This is a genomic window from Sphingomonas sp. CFBP 13603 (genome assembly GCF_014892665.1).
Taxonomy (GTDB): Bacteria; Pseudomonadota; Alphaproteobacteria; order Sphingomonadales; family Sphingomonadaceae; genus Sphingomonas.
On sequence record NZ_JADBIA010000004.1, the window covers coordinates 36,447 to 49,114 of the forward strand.

At 65.6% G+C, this 12,668-nt stretch carries 7 protein-coding genes; 2 read left to right on the forward strand and 5 right to left on the reverse strand.

Annotation, left to right across the window (positions count from 1 at the left end; genetic code table 11):
• The first annotated feature begins 139 nt into the window (after positions 1 to 139).
• Complete coding sequence (locus IFR23_RS07990; protein ID WP_192975429.1) at positions 140 to 3,430, forward strand: TonB-dependent receptor; 3,291 nt, start codon at positions 140 to 142, stop codon at positions 3,428 to 3,430.
• A 77-nt stretch (positions 3,431 to 3,507) separates the two neighbouring features.
• Positions 3,508 to 4,524, forward strand: a complete 1,017-nt coding sequence (locus tag IFR23_RS07995; protein ID WP_192975430.1) for a cupin-like domain-containing protein — start codon at positions 3,508 to 3,510, stop codon at positions 4,522 to 4,524.
• Here the strand turns inward: IFR23_RS07995 and IFR23_RS08000 are convergent.
• The 5 genes from IFR23_RS08000 to IFR23_RS08020 all read right to left on the reverse strand — a co-directional run bounded on the left by IFR23_RS08000 (position 4,521) and on the right by IFR23_RS08020 (position 12,432).
• Positions 4,521 to 6,347: a glycoside hydrolase family 9 protein gene (locus IFR23_RS08000; protein WP_192975431.1), complete on the reverse strand. Its 1,827-nt coding sequence runs from the start codon at positions 6,345 to 6,347 to the stop codon at positions 4,521 to 4,523. The genes IFR23_RS07995 and IFR23_RS08000 overlap by 4 nt on opposite strands.
• Positions 6,335 to 8,863 (reverse strand): glycoside hydrolase family 3 protein, encoded by a 2,529-nt coding sequence (locus IFR23_RS08005; RefSeq protein ID WP_192975432.1) that lies wholly within the window; start codon positions 8,861 to 8,863, stop codon positions 6,335 to 6,337. The genes IFR23_RS08000 and IFR23_RS08005 overlap by 13 nt, the downstream gene beginning before the upstream one ends.
• Before the next feature lie 87 nt (positions 8,864 to 8,950).
• A complete protein-coding gene (locus tag IFR23_RS08010) occupies positions 8,951 to 10,045 on the reverse strand; it encodes an SGNH/GDSL hydrolase family protein (RefSeq protein WP_192975433.1) in 1,095 nt (364 codons plus the stop codon).
• Positions 10,046 to 10,075: 30 nt separating this feature from the next.
• Positions 10,076 to 11,083, reverse strand: a complete 1,008-nt coding sequence (locus tag IFR23_RS08015) for a glycosyl hydrolase (protein ID WP_244655529.1) — start codon at positions 11,081 to 11,083, stop codon at positions 10,076 to 10,078.
• Positions 11,083 to 12,432, reverse strand: a complete 1,350-nt coding sequence (locus IFR23_RS08020) for a cellulase family glycosylhydrolase (protein WP_197978354.1) — start codon at positions 12,430 to 12,432, stop codon at positions 11,083 to 11,085. Before IFR23_RS08020 ends, IFR23_RS08015 begins: the two co-directional genes overlap by 1 nt.
• Between the last annotated feature and the right edge of the window lie 236 nt (positions 12,433 to 12,668).

Consider the following 12,668-nt stretch of genomic DNA (forward strand, 5'->3'; position numbering starts at 1 on the left):
CTGAGTAATGGTTGGTTCGGCGACCGATTTATCGTTCGTTCCTAGGGAGAAAGCGCGGTTTGTACGCCTGCTTCAGAAGCGGCGGCAAGGGTGCTGGTGGATGTATAAGGGGTCAATAATGCCAAGTGCTGGTGCGTCTGTGACGGTTCGTCTCGCTTCCCGTTTATTCGGTGGAAGCGTCTCCGTCCTTGCGATCGCGTTCGCTGCAACGCCGTCGTTCGCGCAGGTCGCCGATCCTGCCACTGCGGATGCGCAAACCGTTCCAGCGCCTGCGGGTTCGGGTACAGCGAGCACCACATCAGGGTCGACCAGCCTCGATGCGGCGACCGCGGGCACGGCGCCCGGTTCCGCCGGCAACACAACCGGCACGTCGGGTGCTGCGCAGGACGCCGGCAACCCGACGCCCGAAACCGAGCGCGAAGAGATCGTCGTCACGGGCGTCCGCCAGAGCTTGGCGACGGCACAGAACATCAAGCGCAACTCCGATACCGTCGTCGACGCGATCACCGCGCAGGACATCGGTGCACTGCCCGACCGTTCGGTCAACGAAGCGCTGCAACGCGTACCAGGCGTCGCGATCAGTCGCTTTGCCGCGCCCACGGACTCCGCACATTTCTCGGTCGAGGGTTCGGGCGTCGTCATTCGCGGGCTCAGCTATGTCCGTGGCGAATTCAACGGTCGCGACACGTTCGCGGCATCAGGCGGCCGTGAGATCGGCTTCAACGACGTGCCCGCCGAACTGATCGGCTCGGTCGAGGTGTTCAAGAACCTCACGGCTGACCTGATCGAGGGCGGCATTTCCGGCACGGTCAACATCAACACCCGCAAGCCGTTCGACCAGGAACAGCGTCTCGTCTATCTCTCCGGCAGCATGAACTACGGCGACATGGCCAAGCGCGGCGCGCCGTCCGTCGTCGGTCTCTTCAGTCAGCAATGGGATGCGCCCGGCGGCGGTCGTTTCGGTCTGCTCGCCAGCGGCAGTTACTCTGAGCAGAACAGCCGCTCGGACTCGGTGTTCCTCTCGTCCTATCTGCCTCGCTTCAACGACGATACCAACGGTAATGGTCGTCAGGACGCCGGCGAAGGCCGCGTCTCGAATCCGGGTACGGCCTATGCCGCAAACTTGTTCGATACCTATCCGGTGCCGGCAGGGCGCCAGTCGGTCTTCGTGCCGATGGGCGGCGGCAATCGTACGCAGACGTTCAATCGCCAGCGTATCGGCGTCTCGGCGGCTGGCCAGTATGAGAACGCGTCGCGCTCGGTGCTGTTGACCGCACAGTATCTGCGTACCGATGCGCGCCAGAACTGGATCGAGCACACGATCGAGCCAAGCGTAGGCCTCGCGGATTCGGTTTTGATCAAGCCGGTACCTGGTACCACGCCTACCTATAACGACGACGGCGTCTTCACGAGCGGTTCGCTGTACCGGCCCAACACCGTGCAGACGTTCAACGGTGCGCCGCTGCCGCAGTTTGCTGTCAATGGCGGTCCGATCGTGTTTGCGAATCGCTACACCGAGGGGCAGTCGGTCACGCAGGACTTCTCGTTCAACGCAAAGCTGAATCCGGTCGAGAAGCTCCACATCAATCTTGACGCGCAATATGTGAAGTCGAACGCCGACAGCATCGACGACAATGTCGGCACCACCAGCTATGGCGGGTTCGGCATCGACGTGACGGGCAACACGCCAAAGGTCCTGTTCCAGCCCGAGGGTCGCGACCCCACGGCCTATTTTGCCAACCCGTCCTCGCAATATTTCCACGATGCGATGAACAACCGCACCGACAATGACGGCAAGGAATGGGCGTTCCGTGGTGACGTCCAGTACGACTTCAGTGAGGACAGCTTCCTGCGTAAGGTCCGCGTCGGTGGCCGCTACGCGAAGCGCGACCAGACCGTGCGCACCAACGACTACAACAACTGGGGCGCGTTGTCGGAAACCTGGACGAGCGGCGGCCCGGTTGGCCTGAACACCGCGCCGAACCAGACCGAGCTGTTCCAGTACCAGGATTTCTATCGCAACAATTCGACCCAGCCGCCCGCGACGAACTACATTTCCGATGCGGTGCTGCGCGATCACGATGCACTGACCGCGTTGCTGCGCCGCGTTGCTGCGCAGGGTGGCGGTACGTACGTGCCGCTTGAGGATCGTACCAACCTGGTCGACGATTATTTCCGCGCGAGCGAATATTATCGCAACAAGGAAACGACTTGGGGCGGTTATGCGCGCGTTGATTTCGGCGTCGAAGATTTCGGCAACGGCATGTCGCTGTCAGGTAACGTCGGTGTCCGTTTCGTCCGCACCAAGGACGAGTCGTTCGGTGCGCTGACGTTCCCGACGCGGGTTCAGATCATCAACAACTTCCCCACCGCGGCGGCCTTCTGTGGCTCGATCGCGCCGGGGGCGACCATTCCGTCCTTCTGTGGCCTGACAGCGGCGCAGCAGAACGCCGTACTTGGCTTCTCGAACGGAACGTCGATCCCGGATACGGCCAGCCAGACGTTCAACTTCTGGCTGCCGAGCGCGAACCTCCGGTTGCAGGCGACCGACAAGCTGCAGTTCCGCGTTGCCGCATCGAAGGCGATCTCGCGGCCGAACTTCGGCGATCTGCGCAACTTCACCGGCGTCACGCCGGGAACGTCGGCGGCTGGCAACGCCGCCAGCAGCTTTGGCTTCCAGTCGACCGCGCGCAATCCGTTCCTCCGCCCGGTCGAGGCTAAGCAGGTGGATGTCACGGCGGAATGGTATTTCGCCAAGGTCGGCTCGTTGAGCGGCGCGTTGTTCTACAAGCAGCTGTCGAACATCATCCTCGACAACTACGGGTTCAACCGGACGCTGACCAACAACGGGCAGACTTTCGACGTGCTCGTCAACGGTCCGGCCAATGCTCCGGGCAAGGGCAACGTCAAGGGCGCCGAGGTCAGCTATCAGCAGACGTTCGACTTCCTGCCGGGGGCATTCTCTGGGTTGGGCGCGCAGGCGACGTTCACTTATGTGAAGCCCGGGAAGATCCCGAACGGCATTCCACTCAACGCCGATCTGAATAACGCGCCGCCGGTCGATACCGCATCGCTATATTCGAACCTGCCGCTGACCGGGTTGTCGTCGTACAACTACAATCTGGCAGCGTTCTACGATAAGTCGAACGTCTATGCCCGCGTCGCGTACAGCTGGCGTTCGCAGTTTTTGCTGACCAACCGTGATTGCTGCTTCCCGTTTCTGCCTGTCTATGCGCTCGCGAGCGGTCAGATGGACGGATCGATCTTCATGACTATCAACAAGAACTTCAAGATCGGTCTGGAGGCGCAGAACCTGCTCAATTCGGTGACGAAGACTGCTTATCTCCTGAACGCGGATGGCCTGAAGGCACCACGTTCCTCGTTCATCAGCGATCGTCAGATTTCGTTGACGACACGGCTGACGTTCTGACCTGATATGCGCCGGGCTGGGCGATTCCAGCTCCGGCGCATGTCGACGGCCTGCACCGTGCGGGCTACGGAATAACGATGAGCGAAATTCCTGCCCTTGCCGTTGCCGAAGTCGGGGCAATCGACGGCGTTGGCTTCGACGCCACGATCGCACGCGGCTATTGCCCGGTGGTCATGCGCGGGCTCGCAGCGAACTGGCCGGCAGTGCGGGCAGCACGAACCTCCGATCGCGCGATCGCGGACCACATCCTCCAGTTCGATGGCGGGCAGCCTGCCAGCGTAATGGTCGCGCCGAGCGCCGTCGGTGGCCGGTTCTTTTACGACGATGCGCTCACCGGCTTCAATTTCGAGCGCACCAAGGCGCCAATGCATGCGTTGATCGCGCAGATTCTGGCGACGCAGGGAGTGACTGGCGCCCCGGCGATCTACGTCGGCGCAGCGGCAGCGTCGGATCATCTTCCGGGCTGGGCGGAGGCCAACGTCCTGCCGCTGCCCACGCCGGACGCGGTGCCGCGCGTGTGGATTGGCAATCAGAGCCGGGTCTCGACGCATTACGATGTGTCGAGCAACGTCGCGGTCGTGGTCGCGGGTCGGCGACGCTTTTGCCTGTTCCCACCCGAGCAGGGCCCGAACCTGTATGTCGGGCCACTCGACATGACAATTGCCGGACAGCCGGTGAGTTTGGTCGACCTCGAGGCGCCAGACTTCGATCGTTATCCCCGCTTTGCCGAGGCACGCGCCCAAATGCAGGTTGCCGTGCTGGAACCGGGGGATGCGATCTTCATACCGTCGATGTGGTGGCATGACGTCAAAGCATTGGGCGCCTTCAATGTCCTGGTGAATTACTGGTGGGGTCAGGTGGGGGCGGCCTCGCCGTTTCCCGCCCTTATCCATGCGATCCTCACGATCCGCGACCTGCCTCCCGGTGAGCGTGCGGCCGTGCGTGGTTGGTTTGATCAATATGTGTTCGGAGAAGAGGCGCAGACCGCGACCGCACATCTGCCCGAGGCGATGCATGGCGTGCTGGGGAGACCGTCCCGACAACGCACCGACGCGATCCGTGGGTATCTCGCGCGGACGCTGGAGCGGCTCTAGCGCGCCCGGGTCGCGTCGAGGAACGCCGCGGTCCAGACCAGGGGTGCGTTCCAGTTGATCGTGACTTCGTTGACGGTGAAGGCGCGGTAGTCGTCGATCCAGCAGGTTTGCGGTGCGCAGCCGTGCATCGGGCCAGGGTTTCGCGCTTCGTCCGAATTGGGGCCGCCGGACAGGACGCCCGAAGGGGGCGCCGGATAGCGCTGGTCCGCAGCGGCTGCCCAGAAACGGTGGTGCGGGTGCTGCATCGGACGCGCGCCGAAACCGGTGACGTAGGAGCGGTCGAGCGGGTTGCGGCCGAGGATGTAATCCAGGCTGGCAACGACCGCGTCGCGGTAGGCGGGCTTCCGGTCGATCTGCCACGCGACGCCGAGTATGATCGCGCGGTTCAGGACGGCGCTGTTCGATCCCCAGGGGTAATTGATGCCGGCGAACGGGATGCCGTAGCCGCTGCGCTTGCCGTCCTCGACAAAGCCGTCGGCGAGTGCGGTGATGCTGGCTTGGAGCCTGGCGCGATCTGCAGCCGGGAGCGGACTGGGGACTGTCGCCAGCGTGAGCGCGGCAGGCAACCGCAACGAACCCCAGTCGATGCTGGTGCCGGGATCGGTGAGGAGGCCATCGCGGCGGACCCGGTCGAGGAACGCGGGCTCACCCGTCGTGACGTAGAGTTGCGCGGCGGCGAAGGTGAATTCGTCACGAACGTCCGGGTCGCCGTAACCGCCGCTGCCGGTGAAGTCGGAGCTGGTGAGCAGGTTCGGGTGGCGGAGTGCGGCGGCCCAGCCGCGCCGTGCTGCGGTCAGGCAACGGGTTGCGAAATCTGGCTCGATCGTCCGCCAGATACGTGCGCATTGCGCAGCGACGCCGACCATGTTGAGCGTCGCCGCGGTCGAGGGTGGATACAGGAAGCGCGTCTGGTGGTCGTCCGCGGGCGCGGTCGGGATGCCCGTCCAGTTCTCGTCGGCGATCTTCGTGTGGACCAGGCCGCTTGCGTCGATCGTCTCGAACCGCGTGATCGCCTTGCCGGCTACCCCTGCGTCGGGGGCGATGGCGAGCGTCGTTCCGTCGGGGATCTGCATCGCGAGCAGGAAGGCGACTTCGACGCGGGCTTCGTCGAGCAGGTCGTCCTTGCCGTTGGCGCGTTCGGGCAGCGCGAGGCGACCGTCGGCGAAGGCGTTGGCGTCACCGAACGCGGCCAGTCGCTCGTGAAGGTCGAGCAACGTCCAGGTCGAGACGCCGCCGTTGACGACGTATTTGCCGTGGTCGCCAGCATCGTACCAGCCGCCGGACGCGTCGATCCTGTAGCTGCAGCCAGGCCATTTGACGCCCTTCTGGTCGCGCCCGGCGAAGCAGGTGGCGATGTCCGGGGCGTGGCCGGCGGGGCGGGCAAGGTCCTTGTGCTCGACGAACGCGGGCAGGACGGCCACGCCGCTGCGCTGCTGATGGAAGAACGCCATCGCCGCGCTGGCGACCGGTGCGAACGGGCGGTCGGCAATCGCGAAGGGATGGCTGGCGTTGGCGCCGACGTGGAGCCGGTAGCCGGTGCCGGGCGTCCGGAACGTGGCGAAGTCTATCCGGTGGACGCTTTCGCCCGAAGCTGCGTCCGGCCCGACCGGTATCGTCTGACCCGACGCGACGGTCTTGCCGCTCGCATCGGTGAGTGTCCACGCGAGCGGCTTGGCCTGCGACGACGGCAGGACGGCGATCTTGGGACCGCTCGTCTCGAACCCCGCCTGGTCGATCCGGATCGGCGCGGGCGGGGGCTGCACGGCGGCGGTCGTCAGCAGGACGGCCGCCGCGCCGAGCAGCACGGGGGTCAGTCGCCGCATTTGGTCATTGGCACGGGCGCGGAGTCGATCTTCACGTCGGAGATCGACAGGCCGAGCTTGCCGTCGGTGGCGATCACGAACGGCGCGGTGACGTGCGCCATGTCGATGCCGCGCTTGGCGAAGCATTGCAGCGGCACGATCACCTGTTGCCAGTCGCCGGGCTTGCCCGCGGCGAGCGCCTTGGTGATCGGCACCGTCACAGCCTTGCCGTCGTTGCTGACCATGCCGAGGTTTATCGGGCCGCTGCCGGCGCGGTCGACGCGAACGTCGACGACGAGGCTGAGCTCGCCGTTGCTCTCGCGCGTCAGGTCGAGCGGACCGGACGCCTCCACCCGCGCATCGGCAGGCCCGCCGGCCCACACCAGCGCACGCGCATCCTCCTGGCGGCGACGGTCGACCGCGGAGGCGGTGAGCCGTTTGGTCGCGGTCGTCGCGTTGACGCCGAGCAGGCGAACCTTCGACTGATCCTGTTCGACCAAGGTCAGCGACCAACCCTCGGGAACGCGGCCCTTGCCGAAGATCGTGCCGTTCGACGATGCGGCCATCCCGGCGGGGCGGGTTTCGTCGAGCTTGGGGACCGAACCGGGCTTGGCGTAGCTTAGGCCGTAGCCGAACGCGAACAGCGGGTCGTAGCCGGGGTCGGAGCGGTTGAGGACGTACTGGTCGGGGCGCTTCGGCCAGGAGAAGCTCAGTTTGCCGCGGAAGTCGTTGGCGACGCTGCCGTCCTTCTTGCGCAACAGCACGTCGGCGACGCCGCCGCCCTCGCTGCCCGGCAGGAACGCGGCGACGAACGCATCGGAGGCGTTGAGTTCGGCGTTCACCCAGAGCGGGCGGCCCGACAGAAACACCGCGACGACGGGGACCCCCGCCGCCTTCAGTTTCCGCAACAGTTCGAGATCGGACTTGTCGTCGGGGCTGTATTCGAGGTTCGGGCGATCGCCCTTGAACTCGGCATAGGGCTGTTCGCCGAACACGACGATCGCCGCGTCCGGCTTCTTGGCGAAGCTGCCGTCCGCGGACAGCGTGGCGGTGCCGCCCGCAGCCTTGACGGCCGTGTCGATGCCCGACCAGATCGTCTGCGCGTTGGGGAAGTTCGCGTTGGTGGTGCCGCCGCCCTGCCATGTCAGCGACCAGCCGCCGGCCTGCTGCGGAATGTTGTCCGCCCCGCCGCCGGCGACGAGGATGTTCGCCGAGGGCTTCAGCGGGAGGAGCCCGCCCTCGTTCTTGAGCAGCACCATCGATTCGGCCGCCGCCCGGCGCGCGATCGCACGGTGATCTGCGGCACCGATCAGGTTCATCTTGCCGGCAAGCGCGCGCGACGAGGGACGACCGCGATCGAACGTGCCCGCGCGGATCTTCACGCGCAGGATGCGGCGGACTGCATCGTCAAGGCGTGCGGCGGGGATCTCGCCCGACTGCGCCTGCTTCAACGTGTTGTCGTAGAGCGTCTTCCACCCGGTGCCCGAATACATGAACATGTCGAGTCCGGCGTTGATCGCGGCCGCGCAGCTTTCGTTGCTGCACCCATCGACCTGGCCGTGGCCATTCCAGTCGCCGACCACGAAGCCGTCGAAGTGGAGACGGTCCTTGAGCACGCCGGTCAGCAGGCTCTTGTTGCCGTGCATCTTCGCGCCGTTCCAGCTCGAGAAGCTCGCCATCACCGACTGCGTACCCGCCTCGATCGCAGCGGGATAGCCGCCGAGGTGAATGTCGCGCAGGGCGGTCTCTGGGATCAGCGCGTCGCCCTGGTCGCGCCCGCCGGTGCCGCCGTCACCGAGGAAATGCTTGGTCGTCGCGATCACGCGGTCGGGCGCGAGGAACTCCTTGGTGCCGACCTTGCCCTGGACGCCTTCGATCACGGCGCCGGCGTAATCGGCCTGGATCGTCGGCTCTTCGGAATAGCTCTCGTACGTCCGGCCCCAGCGGTCGTCGCGAACCACGGCGAGCGTCGGCGCGAAGGTCCAGTCGATGCCAGCTGCCGCAGTCTCGATCGCGGTGACGTGGCCGATCTCGCGCATCAGGTCCCGGTCGCGCGCGGCGCCGAGTCCGATATTGTGCGGGAAGAGCGTGGCGCCTGGGATGTTATTGTTGCCGTGGACCGCATCGGTGCCCCAGATTACGGGAATTGCGGGGCGACCGTCGGTACGCGCCATCGACGCGTCGTAGAACGCGTCGGCTAGCTTCAGCCACTCGACTGGGGGAGCAAGATCGTTGCCGCCGGGGCCGGCATTGCCGCCGTTGAGAATCGAGCCGAGCTTGTACGTGCGCAGATCGGCGGGTGTGATGCTGGCGATGTCGACCTGGATCAGCTGGCCGATCTTGTCCGCGACCGACATGCGCTTCATGATCGCGTCGATCCGTGCCTCGACCTTCGGATCGCGCAGGGGCCGCGCGTTGGCGGTCGGCCAGATTTCCGGATGCGCGACGGCGGACATCGGCGGGGTCGGTGCCGCTACGGGCGTGGCCGCCGATTGCAGCAGAAGCGCGATCGTGAAGGTTGAAAAACTCGCCGACATCATACTCTCCCTGGGTGGTACGCGACCGTGATCCGTACCTTTGCACGCGTGCTACCGGGTGACGGCAGCATTGCGCAAATCATTTGGTTATTTCCGCGCCCACATCTCGGCATGCGCGTCGATGTAGGTGGACAGCGCGGTGGTGATCCGGCCGTCGTCGGCCGTCGATGGGTGTGCGTGGCAGCCCGTGAAGGCGAGCCCGGTCACCGGAACGAACGTCACGTTGCGCTCGCCTGCTGCCTTTAGACGCGCAGCGACCTTCGCGACTTCCGAGGCGATCTCGCCATCGGCCATGTCGGTCGCCCAAAGGACGACATGTGCGTTCGGATCGCGCGCCCGCAGGCGTTTGACGAACGCGACATAATGCTGCTCGTAGTCGGCGTGGAGCGCGTCGCGCGTCTTCCAGGGCTCGTTCGGGTGAAGCGGCGTGGTGAAGTCGTTGGTGCCGAGCGCAATGACGTACAGGCTCGGGTGCCACGCCGGATCGGCGTAGCGCTTCGCCTTGTCGAACAGCGTGAACGGGTAGGCGGCGGGGACCGTATCGCCCGGCATGCCGTCATAGTTGCGGACGATGCCGCGACCCGAGATCGCGTTGACCTGGTAATCCGCGCCGTAGCGGCGGGCGGTCAGCGCGGGCATGGCCTGCGAGGTGTCGGTGGTCGCCCAGACTTCGTCCTGCGTGCAATCGCGCTTCGCCGAAATGTTGCCGTAGCCGACGGTGTGCGAGTCGCCGATGAATTCGATCTGACGGGTGCGGGCTGGGGAGGGCAGTGCGCGCGTGCCGGCGGTGGCGTAGAAGCCGCCGAATACCGTCGATGCCGCCTGACTTTCGCTGGCGACGTCGACGCGGATGGTATGGCGACCGTTCGCCAGACCGTCCACGCGGTAGAGGCCGGGCTTGGGCTTCACCAGCGTTGCGGCGGTGGTGGCATCCACCGAGATGCGCAGGATGACGTCGCCTTCGCCGATCTTGAGCAGAACGCCTTCGCCGCGAAAGCTCGCCTCGAAATACGTGCCGGGCCATTGGCGCCGATGGCCCTCCGCTGTCGGCTCGACACGGCCACCGATATGGACCGGGAGTGCGGCACCCGCCTTGGTCGATACCGGCGTGACGGTGAGCGGCGCGGAGAGGGCGGACGTCGACAGCAACGCGGCGCCGATCAGGCCCAATACCTTCTTCATGCCAAGACCCTCTTCATGCCAAGACCCTCTTCATGCTTGTACCTTCAGCCATGTGGGAAGCTCGTCCCGGGTGACGTAGCGCTTCGATGTAAAATCGCGGCGGAGTTGTTCGGGCGTGTTCTGGTCGGCGCCGGTGAGCCAGCGTGTGTGCCACGTCATGAACCACAGCCAGTCCGCCGAAGGTCCGAGCGAGGCCGGATCGGGGATCGGACCGTTCTCGTGCAGGCAGATCGGCAGCGTGTCGCCGACGATCGCCTTCACCTGCGCGAACATGGGCGCGAGATTGCCGTGGTCGTTCGCGTAGATGTCCGCGCCGGCGACGTCGACCGTCGCACGGCCCGGATACCAGGCGGGATCGACGTTCTGCCCGGCCCAGCCGAGTACCCAGATCAGGTTGTCAAGGCCGTGGACGCGCGTGAACTGGTCGTACATCAGCGCCCAGAGCGCCTTGAACGCGTCGGGGCCGTGCTTGCCCCACCAGAACCAGTCGCCGGTGAATTCGTGGAAAGGGCGCCACAACACCGCGACGCCGCGGTCTTGCAGGATCTTCAACAGCCGCGCCACCTCGGTCATGTCGCGCATCATCGCGACGTTCTGCGGCGTGCCGGGTTTGAGCGCGGCGGCGACGTCGAAATCCTTCTTCGAGTTCTCGTAGCCGGTGCCGATGTCGGGTGCGCCCCAATGCCAGCACAGCGTGACGATCCCGCCCGAGCGCGCCCAGGCGGTGGCCCGGTCGTTGACGGCATCGTTGTCGCGTGGGTCGATATAATCGAGGCCGAGGATCGCGGGCAGCTTGCCGGTTACGCGCTGGAGATACTCGAGTTCGCCATTCGGGTTCGGCTGCGCGGAACCCTGCTCCTGCTGGCCGGTCAGCGTTTTCCGCCCGTACTGGCTCCACAGATAGGTGTAGAGTTTTCGTGCGGCCAGGGATGCCTTCGGGTTGCTCAGCGTACGGTTCGGGACCGCCGCCAGCGCGGGCACACCGTGAAGCAGGCCGAGCGCGGCGGTCATCCCCAGGGTTTCGCGACGGCTCAGCATCAGAGTGCGGCCATCGCCGATGCGTGCGCGCGGATCACGGCTTGCGTCGATGCGTCGCTGTCGAACACACCGTACCAGCCCTGCGGTTCGTGCGGGGGATCGCCCATGTAGCCGAGGTCGCCTCGCTGGAACCGGTGGTCGGCATGCGGCGTGCGCGCCTCGCCGTTCCAGGCCCAGAAGTTCGAGCCTGCGAGCGGCCCGCCAGCCTTCGCGTTCGCCTCGATCGCCGCGTAGATCTGCCGGTAGAAGCGATCCTTGTAGACCGTCGTGATGGTCGGATCATAGGCGGCTTGGCCGTCGCGCGGATAGCCGAACTCCTCGATCACCAGCGGCTTGCCGAGCGTGGTCGCGAGCCGGATATGCGCGTCGATATACTCTGCGACCTTGGCCGCACCGGCGTCGTAGGTGCCGGCGAGATTGCCCGCGTCCATCCACGTCCAGTTGTTCGGCCAGATATGCGTGGTCAGATAGTCGATCGACGGCGAACGATGCGCGGCGAGCACGACGTCCTCGCGCTCGATCGAGCCCTTCAGGCCTTCGGAGCCGGTCGAGACGAGGTGGTTCGGATCGAGCGTCTTGATGTAGCGCGCGGTCTCGTCGATCCAGCGATAGAAGTTCGGCAGGTTGGGAACGGCAACCGTAGCCCCGCCCGCCGGACGCGGTTCGTTCGCGAGCTGCCATGCCATGATCGTCGGATCGGCGGCGTAGGCTACACCCGTCACGCTGTTGGTGCGCGAGACGACCGCGCGGATATAGTCGCGGTACATCGCCTGCGCCTGGCCGTTCGTATAGAACGCGGCGTTCCAGTCGGCGAACTCGGGCCACGGATGCGCAGGGTCGTTCATGTTGATGAACTTGCCGCCGTTGACCCACGACAGATACGTCATCATGCCGCCCGACCATTCCCAGAAGTTGGTCAGGTAGATGACGCCGGTCATGTCGCGCTTCGCCATTTCGGCGAGCGTCCAGTCGAGCCCCTTGAGCAGGTCCTCGTTGTAGGTCGCGGTCTTGTCGCGGAAGCCAGGGGTGATCGAGTTCTTGAGCGGCGACAGTTCGGCCGAGCCGAGGATGCGGAGGTTGCGGACGCCGAGCGCCTTCAGTCGGTCGAGTTCGCGGCCCAGGCGGGCGCGGTTGCCGTATGCGGTGTCCGCGCCGAGCCATGCACCGTACCAGATGTTCGCGCCGGCATAGCGATACGGCTTGCCGCCACGCCGAAACCCGGTGCCGTCGACGGTCACGAATCCCGAGGGAGCACGCGCTTCGCCGAGATGCCCACCAGCCGTACAGGCCGCGACGAGCCCGACGCCTCCCAACAGCGCCGCACGCCGACCGATCATCGCTTTGTCCACGTCATCCCCCTCTATCGATTGCCTCGCAGGGCGTTTCCGTCGGACACTCCGCCGATCGGTCACGGCCCGCCCGCTTCATGCCATCATCTCTAGATTTGCTTGCGGCGTCGCGCCACCGCGATTTGTCATACTTCGGTCGAAAGACGCGGTTCGGGTCCGGCTGGCGACGAACAACCTGCATTCCTTGCATCCCGAGCGTACCAGAATGCGTTTGTGCACTACCGCCTCGCTGGTCG